Annotated in this window: 13 protein-coding genes; 6 read left to right on the forward strand and 7 right to left on the reverse strand. The window is 51.8% G+C overall.

The genetic code is table 11. From position 1 onward, the window contains the following. The first annotated feature begins 9 nt into the window (after positions 1 to 9). A complete protein-coding gene (locus tag ABWW03_RS01755) occupies positions 10 to 2,445 on the forward strand; it encodes a bifunctional diguanylate cyclase/phosphodiesterase (RefSeq protein ID WP_353405979.1) in 2,436 nt (811 codons plus the stop codon). Here the strand turns inward: ABWW03_RS01755 and mutL are convergent. The 4 genes from mutL to ABWW03_RS01775 form a co-directional block, all read right to left on the reverse strand. Beyond that, on the reverse strand, positions 2,429 to 4,318 hold the full coding sequence (gene mutL, locus ABWW03_RS01760) for a DNA mismatch repair endonuclease MutL (protein WP_353405980.1): 1,890 nt from the start codon (positions 4,316 to 4,318) through the stop codon (positions 2,429 to 2,431). The two genes, ABWW03_RS01755 and mutL, sit on opposite strands and share 17 nt — an antisense overlap. A 113-nt stretch (positions 4,319 to 4,431) precedes the next feature. Further along, positions 4,432 to 5,787, reverse strand: a complete 1,356-nt coding sequence (locus ABWW03_RS01765; RefSeq protein WP_435372733.1) for an N-acetylmuramoyl-L-alanine amidase — start codon at positions 5,785 to 5,787, stop codon at positions 4,432 to 4,434. A 180-nt stretch (positions 5,788 to 5,967) separates the two neighbouring features. Further along, positions 5,968 to 6,474 carry a tRNA (adenosine(37)-N6)-threonylcarbamoyltransferase complex ATPase subunit type 1 TsaE gene (tsaE, locus tag ABWW03_RS01770; RefSeq protein WP_435372743.1) on the reverse strand — a complete coding sequence of 169 codons (507 nt, stop codon included), beginning with the start codon at positions 6,472 to 6,474 and terminating at the stop codon, positions 5,968 to 5,970. Then, positions 6,468 to 7,985 carry an NAD(P)H-hydrate dehydratase gene (locus tag ABWW03_RS01775; RefSeq protein ID WP_353405983.1) on the reverse strand — a complete coding sequence of 506 codons (1,518 nt, stop codon included), beginning with the start codon at positions 7,983 to 7,985 and terminating at the stop codon, positions 6,468 to 6,470. The genes tsaE and ABWW03_RS01775 overlap by 7 nt, the downstream gene beginning before the upstream one ends. Before the next feature lie 129 nt (positions 7,986 to 8,114). Here ABWW03_RS01775 and queG point away from each other — a divergent pair, with 129 nt between their 5' ends. Beyond that, positions 8,115 to 9,221 carry a tRNA epoxyqueuosine(34) reductase QueG gene (queG, locus tag ABWW03_RS01780; protein ID WP_353405985.1) on the forward strand — a complete coding sequence of 369 codons (1,107 nt, stop codon included), beginning with the start codon at positions 8,115 to 8,117 and terminating at the stop codon, positions 9,219 to 9,221. Positions 9,222 to 9,225: 4 nt separating this feature from the next. On the opposite strand, the gene orn is transcribed toward queG, so the two are convergent. Beyond that, complete coding sequence (gene orn / locus ABWW03_RS01785) at positions 9,226 to 9,786, reverse strand: oligoribonuclease (protein ID WP_353405986.1); 561 nt, start codon at positions 9,784 to 9,786, stop codon at positions 9,226 to 9,228. A 102-nt stretch (positions 9,787 to 9,888) separates the two neighbouring features. On the opposite strand from orn, the gene rsgA reads away from it, so the two are divergent. The 4 genes from rsgA to asd all read left to right on the forward strand — a co-directional run bounded on the left by rsgA (position 9,889) and on the right by asd (position 14,298). After that, entirely contained in the window at positions 9,889 to 10,914 is a 1,026-nt protein-coding gene (rsgA, locus tag ABWW03_RS01790; protein WP_353405987.1) for a small ribosomal subunit biogenesis GTPase RsgA, read from the forward strand. Positions 10,915 to 10,960: 46 nt separating this feature from the next. Then, positions 10,961 to 12,499: a hypothetical protein gene (locus tag ABWW03_RS01795; RefSeq protein ID WP_353405988.1), complete on the forward strand. Its 1,539-nt coding sequence runs from the start codon at positions 10,961 to 10,963 to the stop codon at positions 12,497 to 12,499. A 76-nt stretch (positions 12,500 to 12,575) separates the two neighbouring features. Next, positions 12,576 to 13,391, forward strand: coding sequence for a sulfurtransferase (locus ABWW03_RS01800; RefSeq protein WP_353405989.1), 816 nt, complete (start codon positions 12,576 to 12,578; stop codon positions 13,389 to 13,391). A gap of 13 nt (positions 13,392 to 13,404) precedes the next feature. Further along, the gene (gene asd / locus ABWW03_RS01805) at positions 13,405 to 14,298 is read left to right on the forward strand and encodes an archaetidylserine decarboxylase (RefSeq protein ID WP_353405990.1); all 894 of its coding nucleotides are present in this window, start codon (positions 13,405 to 13,407) and stop codon (positions 14,296 to 14,298) included. A gap of 35 nt (positions 14,299 to 14,333) precedes the next feature. On the opposite strand, the gene ABWW03_RS01810 is transcribed toward asd, so the two are convergent. Together ABWW03_RS01810 and hemE are read right to left on the reverse strand one after the other, a co-directional pair. Beyond that, positions 14,334 to 15,701: an HD-GYP domain-containing protein gene (locus tag ABWW03_RS01810; protein WP_353405991.1), complete on the reverse strand. Its 1,368-nt coding sequence runs from the start codon at positions 15,699 to 15,701 to the stop codon at positions 14,334 to 14,336. Between the two features lie 100 nt (positions 15,702 to 15,801). Next, positions 15,802 to 16,878: a uroporphyrinogen decarboxylase gene (hemE, locus tag ABWW03_RS01815; protein ID WP_353405992.1), complete on the reverse strand. Its 1,077-nt coding sequence runs from the start codon at positions 16,876 to 16,878 to the stop codon at positions 15,802 to 15,804. Positions 16,879 to 17,020 lie beyond the last annotated feature (142 nt).

Here is a 17,020-nt window from a genome sequence, read left to right on the forward strand (position 1 = left end):
AGTGTATAAATGTTTATCAGTCTGAGATGGAAAGCGACGCTTGCGGTCAGTCTATTACTGGCGTTTTTGTGTGCAGTCTTCTTTTACTTCATTGATCAACGCGCTGATAAAACCAATGCAAATGAACGCGCTGAAATGCATCAGCAACATGTCGGTTTATTAACCGGATTGATCGAGCAATCCGAGCAACGTCTGCAACAAGTTGCCAGCGGTATTCCAGAAGCTCTCAAATACCCCCAGAACAGCAGCCTAGAACAAGTCATCAATCGCTACTGGCTCTATTTGCAAGCGGATTGGGGGATTGAGGGCATCAGCTTATACAACAGCAATGGAGAAATGTTGAAGCGCTGGGGCAGCTCTCCTCAAATGCCTGTCGCGGTTCTACAAGAAACCATCAGCGGCGAGAATCAATCGGGCTCCAAGATCAGCTGCCAGACACGCTGCAGCCAATCCATGTTAATGCCCATCAAAGGCCCACAGGGGCATCGACTGATTCAAATCGATGTACAACTTAGCCAGTTACTGGATGATTTTCGACAGGTAACCAAAACGGACATTGGTATCATCAGTCGCCGCCCCAACATCGACACCCCGGACATTCCCAACTGGGCCCAATCCGTGTTGCATTTGACCCAACGTCGGAAGAACTTGCCGCATATTATCCGCCTGTCTCACCAAAGTAGTTTTACCGACAGTATTGGCACAAACCAAACTCTGGAATCTGACAACCGCAGTTACGACATCAGCATCTTCAGCATGCCTCAGTTTATGGATGCTCGTTTAAGCATGGTGATCCTGTCCGACATCAGCCAATCCGTACAAGCCACCAAGGCCGCCGAAGAGCAATCCCTCAGTCAAATTTTGCTGCCGCTGCTGACCGGATGCATCGTCTTGTTCATGATGATGCTTTTGCCCTTGAATCGCATGATCAAACAGACTCGCATTATGCGCACCTTGATCAAAGGCGATTATGAGCTGGCCTCTTCCCTAATCAAACGACAAAAACCGCGCCGCTTTTTCGCCGATGAGGTCGACCAGTTGCTGGAAGCAGAAGGCGAACTGTCCACTCAACTCGACCAGCTTCAAATGCAATTGCAAGAGAGCACCGACGAGCTCAAAAACTTGGCGATGTTCGACAATCTTACAGGGCTGGCGAACCGATATTGTTTTTTGAAAGAAATCAAACTGCGTCAACGACGTTTCAAACGAAACAAAACCGGCTTTGCCCTGCTGTTCCTGGATCTGGATAATTTTAAGCGCATCAACGATTCCCTGGGTCACAGCGCAGGAGACAAATTACTCGGTATTGTTTCTAACCGTTTGAAATCCTGTGTTCGCGCTGCGGATGTCGTCGGGCGACTGGGCGGCGATGAATTTTGTATTTTGATCGACACCGTAAAAGATCCTCACGAAACCCGCTCGCTGGCCAGCCATATTCTCAGTACCCTGATCATGCCCATCCACATTGCGGGAACCGAGATCAACATTTCCGCCAGCATCGGCATTGTTGTCGCCCCTAACGATGGCATCACCACCGAAGAATTATTACAGAACGCCGACTTGGCCATGTATCAAGCCAAAGCCATGGGCCGAAATAAATACTGCGCGTTCAGCAAGGAGCTCACGCTTCGAGCGGCGCGCCAGCTGTCTCTGGAAAATGAACTGCGAAACGCATTGGCCAATCAGGAATTCGAGTTGTATTTCCAACCTCAGGTGCACATTAACAGCAGTGAAATTTGTGGCATGGAAACTCTGATTCGCTGGCAGCACCCCAGCAAGGGTTTGCAGTACCCGGATCAGTTTATCGATACCCTGGAAGAAACCGGTTTGATTGTGCCCGTTGGCGAGTGGATTTTAAAAGAAAGCTGTCGCCTGGTATCCAGCTGGCTGAAAGCCGGTCTACCACCCATTAAAGTGGCCGTGAACATTTCAGCTCGACAATTTACCGACCCGGGCTTTCTTCGTTCAGTAGAAAAAACATTGGCAGCCACCGGTTTACCAACGGAATACCTTGAACTGGAAATCACCGAGTCTATGGTGATGGGTAACATAGATGAAAGTTTCGAGTTGCTGCAAAAACTCCGGGAGCTTGGCGTCACTCTGTCCATCGACGACTTTGGAACCGGCTATTCCTCATTGAGCTACCTCAAGTCCTTGCCCGTCGACATTTTGAAAGTGGATCGTTCCTTTGTGATGGATATTCCCAATAGCCAGAGCGACATGGAAATCACGGCGGCCATCATCGCCATGGCCCATAAGCTGCAGTTAAAAGTCGTGGCCGAAGGCATTGAAAACCCGGAACAACACGACTTCCTCAATCAAAATAACTGCGACTATGGGCAGGGCTATTTGTTTGCCAAGCCGCTGACTCAAAAAGAGCTGATTGAATTGCTGAACAAACAACGCTTGGAGCAGGAAACCAACTCCCTCACTGTCCCCGCATAAAGAGTTTGTCCATCTCAGCAAGGCTCAACATGGACCAGGTTGGACGGCCATGATTGCATTGGCCACTGCGTTCGGTGGCCTCCATATCCCGCAACAAAGCGTTCATTTCCGCAATACTTAATTTGCGATTTGCGCGCACGGAACCATGGCAAGCCATAGTCGCCATAATTTCATTGGCATGCTCAGTAATGCGTCGACTATCGCCGTATTCAATCAAATCGGAAAGAACATCACGCACCAGCGTTTCCACATCCGCTTTATTCAGTAACATAGGTACCTGACGAACCAATAAGGTTTCAGGCCCCGCCCGTTCAATGACGAAACCTAAAGAACTGAAGTTTTCATTAAACTGTTCAGCAAAGTCCGCTTCTTTTTGACTGAGCGCCAGGCTCTGGGGCACCAGCAGCGGTTGCGCCTTAATGCCTTCTGCGGCATGGGACAACTTCATGCGCTCATAGACAACCCGCTCATGGGCCGCGTGCATGTCGACAACCACTAACCCTTGGGCATTTTCAGCCAGAATATAAATACCTTTAAGCTGAGCAATTGCATAACCCAAAGGTGGAATCTGTTCATTTGAAGAATCCAGGCCTGCGCCCTGATGTTCTGGTGGCGCAACAACTTGGGCGTAATTCGCCATTTGTTCACGCAATTGATCTTCCGCAGGACGCTGCTCAGGGCGATAACCTGAAGCCGAACTCGAGGAAAATCCGGACGAAGCCATACTGGCAGAAGGCGCATTGAAGGGCGAAGATTGGGGGCGAAAGTCCATCGCCTCCTGTTGCTTAAACTCACCCGCAGCGAGACCGCCAGTCGGCGCCGCCGTTGCTTGTAAAACATTGGCATCAGCACTGGGCAGTTGATCATCCGGTCGGACTTCAGCCAACGCTCGGTGCAAACTCCGAAACAGAAAGTCGTGCACCATTCGATTATCCCGAAAACGCACTTCATGCTTAGTTGGGTGCACGTTTACATCTACCGTGGCAGGATCAAGCTCTAGATACAAAACATAAGCCGGATGGCGGCCGTGATAGAGCACGTCTTGATAAGCTTGCCGCACAGCATGAGTAACCAGCTTGTCGCGAATAGCGCGCCCATTCACGTAAAAATGTTGCATGTCTGCCTGACTGCGAGAAAAACTCGGCAGTGCCACCCACCCCCATAAGCGCAAGCCACTGCGTTCAATATCCAGATGCACAGCATTTTCCATAAACGCCGGGCCACAAATCTGCGCCAGGCGGCGTTCCTTTTCGTGCTGATTACCGGCTGCAGGCAAGTTATGAATAGCCTTACCGTTGTGCCGCAATACGAAATTCACATCAAAACGTGACATAGCCAAACGCTTGATGACGTCGTCAATGCGATTCATCTCGGTTTTTTCAGTGCGCAGAAATTTTCGGCGAGCCGGCGTATTAAAAAACAGATCGCGCACTTCCACTGTGGTCCCTCGAGGGTGTGCAGCCGGTTTCAGTTCGGCCACCATATCTCGCCCTTCGGCACTGGCCTGCCAAGCCTCACCGGCATCACCCGCATTACTGGTCAGGGTCAATCTCGACACGGAACTGATACTCGCCAGAGCTTCCCCACGAAAACCCAAAGTACCCACAGCTTCCAGATCATCCAATTCATAGATTTTACTGGTGGCGTGACGTGACAACGCCAAGGGCAAATCGTCTTTGCCTAAACCACTGCCGTTGTCACGCACGCGCATCAACTTGACGCCACCGGCTTCGATCTCCACCTCTACCCGACTGGCACCAGCATCCAAACTGTTTTCCAGAAGCTCTTTGATTACCGATGCTGGGCGTTCCACCACCTCACCAGCAGCAATCTGGTTAGCGAGACGTGGGCTGAGAAGCTTGATTTTCGACATGTGATTCCAATCCGTACAGACAAGGCAGGCAGTTTAACGGGCTTTGGAGGCTTTCGCATCCTTCGATAGTCGGGCTTTAAACAGCCCCATGCAATTCAATGGGCAGAGAGCGGTTAGGAGGTGGGAATTTTCAAACGCTGCCCGATACGAATGCGGGAATTACGCAGCTTATTGGCCTTTTTCAATTCCGCGACCGAGACATTATATTCCAATGCAATACCCGAGAGAGTATCGCCTCTTGCGATGATGTATTCTTTCGGCCGACTATCCTTCTGACCACTTTTCACCCAAGCCAGATAACTGCCCACGGGCGGTTTATCATCAAAGTAACTGCGCACCCCTTTGAAAATCTGACTGGCCATCTTTTTGCGGTAGCGACTGCTGCCCAGGTTTTTCGCTTCTTTCGGATTTGAGATAAAGCCTGTTTCCACCAAAATCGAGGGCACATCAGGTGACTTCAGTACCGCAAAGCCCGCCTGTTCGACTCGGCGTTTATGGAGCTTGGCGATTTTCCCCATCGACTTCAATACCTTATCTCCTACCTGCAAACTCGAACTCAGGCTGGCAGTCATGGAGAGATCGACCAATACCCCCGCCAACACCTCATCTTTATCTTCGAGGCTCACGCCACCAACACCACCAATCAAGTCCGCTTCGTTTTCCTTGCGAGCCAGAAACCGAGCAGTCTCAGATGTTGCGCCGCGACGGGACAAAGCAAATACCGACGCTCCACTGGCACTTGGATGCTTGAACGCGTCCGCATGAATAGAAATAAATAAATCGGCGCGCATATCTCGCGCAATATTACGACGCTTACGCAAACCAATGTAGTAGTCGCCGGTGCGCACCAGTTTCCCCTGATAGCCTTTCACTTGATTGATCTGACGCACCAGTTCCTTACTGATGGCCAAAACCACCGCTTTTTCACGCAAGCGTCCCGGCCCTATCGCGCCCGGGTCTTCACCCCCGTGTCCAGCATCAACGGCGATTATAATGTCGCGCTTTTTACTGGGCTGAGTTTGTTCCAGTTTCTTTTCGGTCTTCAGGCTTTTATCAAATAAATCCAGCACCAGGCGATCGGGCTTATCGCCGTGACGCTTCAACAAGAAGCTGCGCGGTTTTACGGCCTCATGCAAATCCAGAACAACCCGCAAATCCTGTTTATCACGAGCGCCACTGCGAATTCGACGAATCGGCGTTTTATCAAGATCCAGATCAGCCAGGGCAAATTGATTCCCTGCCGATTCCATATCGAGAACCAGACGGTGAGGGTTTTCAAGACTAAACAATTTGTGTTCAAGAGGCGCAGAAAGATCAAAAACCACGCGGGTATGGTCGGGTGCCCGCCACAGACGAACCCCTTCAATTTGCGCTTTCGCGTACGCGAATTCGGCAACAGAAAAGCAAAGAAAGGACAGCACCATCCATAGGCGCTTGGGCAGCACTAATTCGCTTGCTCGAAAGCCCATTGCTTCCCCCAATTTCGGTCAATAACAGCAAACACAATCGCTGTTTTATCAGTCTTATTTTACTGCGGGCAAATATTATGGTTGAACTGCCCGTCACACACGCTATACGCCAAGTATAGCCGCTTTTTTCGGGAAACCGAACCAGCCAGCCCGGCACTCCCGATATCCTTATGCTGCCCCTTAGGCAAGGGCATTCAAAATTCGTTCAGCGGCCACGTTTTGGGCCTGTAGATCCATGATTCTTCCCGGCCCATCTACGTCAATTTGAATCACGATATCCGGCGTCGGCAAAAAGCCTTCGCCACGACTCGGCCACTCAATCAAACACAGGTGCCCCGGTGCAAAGTAGTCCCGTATGCCCATGTATTCCAGCTCTTCTGGATCGGCGAGGCGATACAGATCAAAATGAAAAACCGGAACGCTCAGCTCATAAGGCTCCACCAGTGTATAAGTTGGACTCTTAACCGCACCTTGATGCCCAAACCCACGCAATATGCCGCGGCTGAAAGTGGTTTTCCCGGCCCCCAGATCTCCGAGCAGATAGATCACCAGTCCATCAGGGAAATCACTCTGTGACTTGGACGAGTCATGACGCAATTGTGTTTGCAAAGCCTGTGACAACTCCGTCGCCAATGCCAGACTGGCGGCTTCATCTTTCAGTGTTTTTACAATATTCACGACTAGGATTCCGCCAGTAACTCAGAAAGGTGAGGGATCAGATCGGCGGCCAGCATACCTCGCTGACCCAACTCATTGGCGGCCAAATCACCGGCATCACCATGCAGGCACACCCCCAGTCGACAGGCATCGCCCACATTCATTCCCTGAGCAATTAAGGCAGCAATAACACCGCTGAGCACATCCCCCATGCCTGCGGTTGCCATACCTGGATTACCCACACTGGCCAGGCCAATCGCCGCTTGATTGCAACAAATCAGACTGCCTGCACCTTTCAACAAAACCGCCCCACCATAGCGTTGTTGCAGCTGTGATACGGCGGCAAAGCGATCCGCCTCAACACTTGGAATATCCGTGTTAAGAAGGCGAGCCGCCTCGCCAGGATGGGGGGTCAACACCCAATTATCACGCGCGCCTTCAAGTACTCGCCCCTCGGCCAACATATTCAGAGCATCGGCGTCCATTACCATAGGGACGCCCTGCTCAGCACTGTAATCCGCCGCTTTTTGCAACAGCTGCTCTGACCAGGGACTGCGTCCGAGCCCTGGTCCAATCACCAGTACAGATGCTTTTTCCAGCAAAGGTTGCAGCTCCTGGCCGGAGACTACAGCCTGGGCCATTAATTCAGGGCGTCGGGAAATGATTGCACCAATATGCTCAGCGCGGGTCGCGACACTGACCAAGCCTGCCCCGCAGCGAGCGGCTGATTCCGCGGATAATAATGCCGCACCCGCGAAACCATAGTCACCTCCAATGACGAGAACATGCCCGAAACGCCCCTTGTGTGCATCCGCTTCACGAGCAGGTAAACGAGCGAGCAATTCGGTACTTTGTATACGCTCCACCTCTGCGGGCAGCGATTGGCAGGCCTCTGCGCAGGCCAGATCATGATAATAAAGCTGGCCACACAATTTCGGTCCTCGAGCTGTCAGCAATCCACGCTTTAAGCCAATGAAGCAGACCGTCACATCCGCCCTCACTGCCTCATCAGCATGACCACTGTCCGCACACAGGCCCGAAGGGATATCCAACGCCAGCACCGGTTTATTGGCTTCATTGATCTGGCGAATGGCCGCCGCATAGTCACCGCGCGGAGTACCCTGAGCGCCAATACCCAGCAGACCGTCAACAACCACCTCACCGGCAATGGCACCGTGCTCACCAAAGGGCGCCATAATGACCCCCTCCTGGCGGGCAAACTGGTAGGCCGTGTAGGCATCGGCCGGCAATTTTTCTGGATCGGCCAATTGCACAATGTCCACGGCAATGCGTTTTTGCGCGGCCAATGCCGCCACCACATAGCCATCACCAGCATTATTGCCGCCGCCGCAATACACGGTCAGGCTGTCGAGTTCAGGCCAGTGTTGCAACAATCGCTCAAAGGCAGCGCGTCCAGCACGCTTCATCAATTTAATGCCCGGAATACCCAGCTCATTAATCGCCTTTTGGTCCAGGGCTTTTACCTGCTCTGCGGTATATAATGCGCGCGGTAGCGCTTGGCTTTGCGTATGGTTATACATTGTCATCCCAATGTGCTTTGAAGGTATTCAGTCAAATCTCCAGGGCAAGCATCCCGGTCTGGAGCACACTTCACTGATGTTATTTTTTGAATTATACCCAAGCCACAGCAGCAGGCGAAAGGCAGCAATATGAACAGTGCGGACAAACTTGAAGAACTCGCCAGGTTGATCCCGATTTGGGGACGTGAGCTGGGTTTTCAGGCCGTCGGCATCAGCGACACTGATTTACAGCAGCAGGAGAACGATCTCCAAACCTGGCTCAACAAAGGTTACCAGGGTGACATGAAATGGATGGGCGAGCATGGCCATAAACGCAGTCGCCCCGATGAATTGCTGCCTGGAACCAAGCGCGTCATCAGTGCTCGAATGAATTATCTGCCCCCATCCACTGAGCCTATCCGTGTGCTCAAAGATTCCAGCAAAGCGTATGTCTCACGCTATGCACTCGGTCGCGACTATCACAAACTGATTCGTAAACGACTCAGTCAACTCGCGAAACAGATTGAAGATTTTATTGGCCGGGAGCACGGCGCACGCGCATTTGTCGACAGTGCCCCGGTAATGGAACGCCCCCTCGCTGAAAAAGCTGGACTGGGCTGGACCGGTAAGCACACTCTATTGATAAATCGCGAAGCGGGCAGTTGGTTTTTTCTGGGGGAAGTGTTTACCAATCTGGAACTGCCTCTCAATCCAGAACCTGAGCCGAATCAATGTGGCGATTGCAAAGCCTGCTTGCAGGTCTGCCCAACGGATGCCTTTCCAAAACCCTATGTGCTTGATGCACGCCGATGCATTTCCTACCTCACAATCGAATACGATGGCATTATTCCCGAAGAGTTTCGCGATCCAATGGGCAACCGGGTCTTTGGCTGTGATGATTGCCAGGCTATCTGCCCCTGGAACAAATACGCCCAACAAACCCAAGAACCGGATTTCTTACCTCGCCACAAATTGCACGATAGTGATTTACTGGAATTGTTCGCGTGGAACGAAGAAGCATTTCTGCAACGCACAGCGGGTTCCCCGCTACGCCGAATTGGCTACCAACGCTGGCAAAGAAATCTGGCTATTGGTCTAGGCAATGCCAAACCCAGTATGGAAGCGCGCCAAGCTCTGGCCGGAAAACTGCCTGAAGCAAATGCCGTATTAGCGGATCATCTGCACTGGGCGATTGCCCAACAAGAAAACCCCCAGCGTCGCCGCAAGCGAAAAATTAAACGCCAGGACAACGACTGAAGCTTCACTCGTCCGCAAAGACTGGATCAATAAATGGCCCGCGATAATGCTTGAGTTCCGCAATGGATTCTCGAATATCATCCAAGGCCAAATGTGAGCCCTTTTTACTGAAGCCGGCTAACACACTCGGACGCCAGCGCTTGGCCAACTCTTTAATCGTGCTCACATCCAGATTGCGATAATGAAAGAAGGCTTCCAGTTCAGGCATATAACGCGCCATGAAACGGCGATCCTGACAGATAGAATTTCCACACATGGGCGAGGCACCCGCGGGCACCCACTGACGCAAAAACTCCAGAGTATCCTGCTCCGCCTTGCTCATGCTGATTTGACTGTTTAAAACCCGCGCCGTCAGGCCTGACTCTCCATGGGTTTTGGTGTTCCAGGCATCCATTTTTTCCATCCGCCCTTTGGGCTGTTTGATGGCATAAACGGGGCCTTCAGCGAGGATATTCAAATCGGCGTCCGTGACAATAGTGGCGATTTCAATAATCACATCACTGACCGGAATCAGGCCTGTCATTTCCAGGTCTATCCAGATGAGATGGGTATCTGATACAGACATTGATTATCCTCTTAATCACGCGCGCGGATGAAATACTTGTTGCCAGAGCATTGTACTGGCACCATGTCGATCTTTCTAACCTAATTTTAGCACCCCATTTGTATGTCGAAGCGCAAACTCAGCCGCCGCCAAGCCTGGCGTATTGAAAAAATACAGGCCGAGAGGGCTGAACGAGCTTCCAAGAAGCGCAACAAAGAGCTGGAAAGCCTGGAAGCAGACAGTCTGGGGGACGAGCAAAACGGCCTCGTTATCGCTCACTATGGCACACAGGTTGAAGTTGAAAGTCTCGATCTGGACGACACCATCAGCCAGCGCTGCCACCTCCGGGCCAACCTCGGTTCCATTGTTACCGGCGACCACGTGGTCTGGCGCCAGGGCCAAAGCATTGGCGTTATCGAAGCGGTTCTGGAACGCCGCAGCGTACTCACTCGTCCGGATAGCCACGGCAACATGAAAACCATTGCTGCCAACATCGACCGCCTGGTGATTGTGGTTGCGCCTTACCCCGAACCGTTCGGCAATCTGATTGACCGCTACCTGGTGGTGGCTGAACTGTTGGGCTTTGAGCCTCTCTTACTGATTAACAAATGCGATCAACTGGATGGCGGGCAGGAATCAGAAAAAGTGCAAACCCTGGCTCAAATGTACCGCGAGCTGGGTTATCAAACCCTGAAGCTATCCGCCAGCACCGGTGAAGGCGTGGACGACTTAACCGAACTCCTCAAAGACGGCAACAGTGTTTTTGTCGGGCAATCCGGTGTCGGTAAATCATCACTGATCAACAGTTTGATACCCGGCCTCGATCTCCGTACCGGCGCCCTTTCTGAAGCGCGCCAGAAAGGCACCCACACCACCACCACAGCGATTCTTCTGCATTTCCCAGGAGGCGGTAATCTGATTGATTCTCCGGGAATCCGTGAATTCGGACTTTGGCCATTGGAAGTCAACGAGCTCATGTCTGGCTTTCGTGAGCTGAAAGATTATATCGGCCAATGCCGCTTCCGCGATTGCCAACACGAAAAAGAACCGGGCTGCGCGCTACAAAAAGCCGCTGGAGAAGGCCATATCAGAGCAGAAAGGCTCAACAGCTACTATCATATCCTGAAGAGTTTTGAAGACCCGGCCTGAGATCCACTCGAAGCTCTTGTGTGTTTATTGAACTCCAGGGGTATGCATGTCAGAACCGGTCAAGCTCGTAATCAAACCTCAAGCCGAAGGCGATCGTTACTGCTTACAAAAACTTAACCGCATTGAATGGAACGTCCTTCCCGGTACTCGCCAGCAAGTCTTACAAGCATGCCAGGCACCGAACGCCAGTGCTGCCAGTATTGCCAAGGCTTGCCTGAACGACCCACTGCTGTGCTGGATACTCAGCGAACGCGCCAACAGCCTCATCCCACAGCGCGAAAAATGGCCTCATCATCTGGAGTCACTCATCAGTCTGGTCGGCATCCCACAGGTCAACCATATCGTACAAAGTTGCCGTGAACTTTCACGAGAGCAACTGGACACCCACTACGCGGTACTCAGCCGAAGTATCATCACCAGCCTGTTAGCCTCCCAGCTCTTCAACGGCATTTCTGTTGCTTTAAAAAAAGACTGGTCCCGACAATACCAACTGAGCAGTTTGCTGTATCGCCTTCCCGAATGGGCGATAGCCATCGACAGCCCGGATCTCCAGCTGCAAATTGAAACCCTGCAGAAACAGGGGCGTGGCAACCCACAGGTTCAACAATATATGCTGGGCTGTCGGTTTTCAGAACTGTCACAGGATTTCCATTCTCAACGCGCCGTTCTTCCCACTTGCCGCGCCGCCTGGCAATGGCCGGAACACAAAAGCTTTGCACAGCTGAAATCCATCCTGCAGGCTTTTCGTTTACGATGCGCAGGCCGACCGGTATCACAAAGTGCTGATGCTCAGTCTGTGTTAATCGCCTGCCACCGTCTGGTTTCGCAACTGTGGCAACCACGTCGCCAACAACAAAATATAAAGTTTCTCAGTGGGGTTAGCGGATTGAGTCGCGCACTCCTCATACGTATTCTCAATAACAGCATGTTGACAATGCCTTGGCATGACAGCCTGAGCATCGACTTGCATCCTATGCGCTGGCAACACTGCCAGTGGCAACAACAACACTGGTTACCGGATTTCGCTCTGCAGAAACAGAATGATACCGCCGATACGTCAACTTCGGATTCACCCTCCTCTTCGCCTGCCAGCGCCCCCAAAAATGAGCCTTTGCTCAAGCAGTGCCTGAAACGCTTACTCGGTGATCAACGCTTTTCCAGCAGCCAACATTTGCTGGCGTTCACCTTACAAGCTTTTCGGCGAGGCTTGGCCAGCAGAGGGGCCTTTATCTGGGTATACCAGCAAGGCCAATTGAGTTGTCGGCATTTCTATGGATTGGATGAAGACAGACAACCACAACCTTTCAAACCCGAAGCGGTGAGCAGCGATATATGCCACCGCCTATTGCAAAAGCCGGCCGCCATCCGGATCAATGCACAACACCCAAGCCTCAGCCCGGAACTGAAAAGCTTGCTCTACCCTCAACAACAAGTTGCCATGATGTCGATTTTGGTGGGAGGCAAACCTGCCGCCGTACTGATGTTGATCGAAGAGCACAGTATTGACGATGAGCAGTTTCGCTTGTTCAAGCAGTTGAGCCATGGCTTCCACCAAGCTCTGTTGCGGCAATTGCAGGCAAAATAGTCGCGAGCGTTAGCGCTTGCCCAGCCCTTGGCATACAATAGCCTTTTGCGTTTTTCAGCGAGAATAAGGACTTGTCATGCCCAGTGCCCCCGCGCTACTGCCCCTTATTGTGGAGCCCGAAGCTTTCCAGCAACTCGATCAGAGTCAGCAACTGATTATTGTCGACCTGTGTGATAGAGAAACCTATCTGAATGGCCATATTCCCGGCGCCATACATATCGACCCGAAAGCCACCACAAGAGGCGGCCAGCCACCGGGCTTGCTTCCTGAGATCAATGAGCTCAAGGCCATCGTTGAAGCCCTGGGTTTACAAGAAGACAGTCATCTCCTCATCTACGATAACGAAGGTGGCGGCTGGGCCGGACGCTTCATCTGGCTGCTCGATTGCATTGGCATACAACGTTATAGCTATCTCAATGGTGGCCTGAGTGCCTGGCAAGCCATCGGTGGTGAGCGACAACCTGGCGAAGTTCAAGCGACACAGACAAGCAACGTTACGGTAGACATCTCCGAAGCACCGAGTGTCAATCGCGAGGAAATTGAATTTCTGCTAGGGGCGCCTGGCAGTGTCGACATATGGGACGCTCGCAGCCCGGAAGAATTCCGCGGAGAAAAAGTACTTGCGCAGAGAGGTGGCCATATCCCCGGCGCCATCAATGGCAACTGGTTGGATTTTATGGACCGCGATCAGCACCTGAAAATTCGCAGCGACGCCCGAGAATATTTAAACACATTAGGCATTGATGGCAGCCGCCCGATCATTACACACTGCCAAACTCATCATCGTTCCGGCCTGAGTTATTTAATTGGCAAAGCCCTGGATTACGATATTCGCGCTTACCCAGGCTCCTGGTCTGAGTGGGGAAACCTGAGTGATACCGAGATTGAATAGGTAGAATCATCACATGGATAAATTATTTATTGTCTTTCAATACATCGTGCCACAACACTTGTTGTCGCGTTTGATGGGAAAAATTGCTAACAGCCAGCGTAAGTGGTTAAAAGACCCTTTTACTCGGTGGTTTGTTGATCGTTTTGGCATCGACATGAGCGAAGCGGCTGAAGAAGACCCCTGCGCTTATGCCAGTTTCAATGACTTTTTCACTCGTGCCTTAAAAGAAGGTGCCCGCCCTATTGACGAAGGCGAAGACAGCATTGTGTTCCCGGCTGATGGTGCAATCAGTCAGCTGGGTGATATACAACACGGCCGCATTTTTCAAGCCAAAGGACAGAGCTACAGCACACTGGAATTGCTCGGCGGCGCCAATGAATTGGCAGCCGAGTTTAATGATGGCAAATTTGCCACCGTATATTTATCACCCAAAGATTATCATCGCGTTCACATGCCTCTGGCAGGCAAACTCCGCAGCATGATTCATGTGCCCGGTGATTTATTTTCCGTGAATGAAACAACGGCGGAAAATGTTCCTCGCCTGTTTGCTCGCAATGAACGCGTAGTGTGTGTATTCGACACAGAACTGGGCCCGATGGCCGTGGTGCTGGTTGGCGCAATGATTGTGGCCAGTATCGAAACCGTATGGGCCGGCCAGATCACCCCTCAGCTGCGCCAGATTATTCGCAAGAATTACGACCAGCTATTGGATGACATCGAACTGGAAAAAGGGGAAGAAATGGGTCGCTTCAAACTCGGCTCCACCGCCATTGTACTGTTCGGAAAAGGCGTCATGGACTGGAACGATGAGCTGCAAGCGGGTAGCCCTACGGTTATGGGCCAACGCATGGGGCAAAGATCCTCTCAGGAAGAACAGCCAGCAGAACAGGAAACGAAGGAACATTAAAAAGCCAGCTTGGCTTCTCCATTATTATTGAGCGCTTAACCCATCAGCGAATGCTTTAAGCGCTCAAACAATCCTTTTTTCTCTTTACTGAACAGGTAGTCGTCACGCACCTTGGCAATATCGATAGGGTAGCTTGAGGGTTCAAGGTCGTGAGAAATTTCGACCCGCTCCACATCCTGCGCCCGCTTTTTGCCCTTGTCGATTTGGCGTTGAATACGCATATCTTTTTGAGCCAAATCCAGAACACGTAACTTCTTCAGTGGTTGCTTGGCACTGTCCAGAACCAACATTACTTTTGGTTTTAAACGGCGTTCGAAATTCTGTTCAACCACCACCGCAACTTCCCCACTGCTCAGTTCCACTAGAGTTCCGGTTGGGTACAAACCAATAGCGCGGATAAACTCAACGGTGAGATCTTCCTGAAACGCTACGTTGCGTAAATCGTACAGTTTAGCGACCGCTCGCGAAGGAGAGAGTGCTTTTTTATTGTCGCGAGGGTTGGTGATTTCATCGTAAAAACTCACCAGGCCGGCAATGCGTCCTAACACTGGAATTTTGTCGCCTTTGAGGTGCTGAGGGAAGCCGCTGCCATTAATGCGCTCACAATGGCTATGCACAACCGCGATAGCCCGCGGTTCTACTTGACGACTTTTACGCAGCATTTCTACGCCGTAATCAATAAATTTTTCGTATTCCAGCTCTTCTTCATCGCTGCGATTTTCCTTGCGCAACAACTCGCCGTCCAATTGGATTTTACCCACATCTTTGAGCAAGACACCAAAGGCCAGAATATCCAGATCTTTTTTAGTCAATCCGATATGACGACCAAACAAAATAGCCCATATGGCGCTTCTTACGGAGTGGCTGTAGCTGTGCTCATCGGCTTCCCGAACACGATTCAACCAACTCAATGCATCCGGATTGCGCAGCACACTGTCGACCATGTCACTGGCGACTTTTCGGGTCTTGGCCAGCACTTCGCCATCCAGCTTCTCCAGGCCTTTGTCCACTTCCGCAATAGCCTTGGCCACTCGCTGATTTAACTGGCGCGCGCCATCGATTTCATTCTTCAAGGGCGTGTAGTGGCTGTACACATCATGACGCACTTTAAGGGGCGAGACCTTAACATCCACAGGTTGGTTTTTCGGGCTGCGCTTGGGCGCTTCGATGGTTTTCTTGCGAATGGGGGCAAGGGCGTTAGGCCGATTTGCCGGACCTTTGCCTTTTTGAATGTCGATATAGACATGGCGGCAGTAGCGTTTGAGCTGGTTAATTTCTTCCAGGTCACGCAGGTAGAAGCCTTGCAGAGGAAAAGGAGTTTGCGTCCACGGGCGATCCAATCCGGATACAAACATACCCAGAACCAGGTCGTTAACGCCTACTTTCGCCTGCTTTAAGCCCAACTCCCGCTCCTTGAAAAGCCTCTCGGGGCCCACTCATCATAAGCCCGAGTTATACCCGGGCCTCAAACAAATACTTTGGTGGTATTTTAGTCTAATCAAGCTATGAGTGATAGTCAGCCGATAGTTCATGAACGGCTGAAATAAAGGCGCCAGCGTGATCTGGGTCTACTTCTGGAGTAATACCATGTCCCAAATTAAAGACATGCCCTTCCCCCTTTCCAAAGCCCTTCAGAATGGTCGCTACTTCCTGGCGAATGCGCTCAGGAGACGCGTACAGGATGCTTGGATCCATATTCCCCTGCAGGGCCACGCGATCACCCACACGGGCGCGGGCATCTGCGATATCGGTTGTCCAATCCAGTCCCAGTGCCTGAGCACCGCTGCCCGCCATGGCTTCCAACCACTGGCCACCGCCCTTGGTAAACAGAATAACCGGCACCTGGCGGCCATCGTGCTCCTTAATCAAACCATCGATGATGCGCTTCATGGGCAATAAGGAGTTCGTCAGGTAGGCATCGTGAGCCAGTGCGCCACCCCAGGAATCGAAGATCTGTACCGCTTGGGCACCCGCACGAATCTGGGCATTGAGGTAATCGATGATCGACTCCACCAGTTTATCCAGCAGCATCTGGAACAGTTCAGGCTGATCGTACATCATCGCCTTGGTGCGTCGGTAATCCTTGCTGGAACCGCCTTCGATCATGTACGTCGCCAGGGTCCAGGGACTGCCAGTAAAGCCGATTAGAGGCACCATGCCATTCAGCTCGCGACGGATCATAGAGACCGCATCGGTCACATAACTGAGATCCTGAGCGGTGTTCACGACCGGCAACTTTTCGATATCCTCAGCAGTACGCAGTGGTTTCTTGAATTTAGGCCCTTCACCGGCTTCAAAATACAAGCCCAATCCCATCGCATCAGGTACCGTCAGAATGTCCGAGAACAGAATGGAGGCATCCAGGGAATAGCGGCGTAAAGGCTGTAAAGTCACCTCACAGGCCAGCTCGGTGTTCTTGCACAAGGACAGAAAATCGCCCGCCTGGGCGCGGGTGGCACGATACTCAGGAAGATAGCGACCGGCCTGACGCATCATCCACACAGGAGTGACATCGACGGGTTGGCGCAACAAAGCACGCAGGAAACGGTCGTTTTTCAGTTCAGGGAACGCTTGGGACATGGGTAAATTCGCTACCTTTAACAATGCAAAATTGGCCCGCACTATACCACAAGCTGACCCGGGATTTATTGGGCTTTACCCGGTAAAGTACCCCAAGCCGCCCAGGACCGGAAAATGGCAGGAACAAATAAATTGTACGACG

This window comes from Pseudoteredinibacter isoporae, from assembly GCF_040372805.1.
GTDB classification, from domain to species: domain Bacteria; phylum Pseudomonadota; class Gammaproteobacteria; order Pseudomonadales; family Cellvibrionaceae; genus Pseudoteredinibacter; species Pseudoteredinibacter isoporae_A.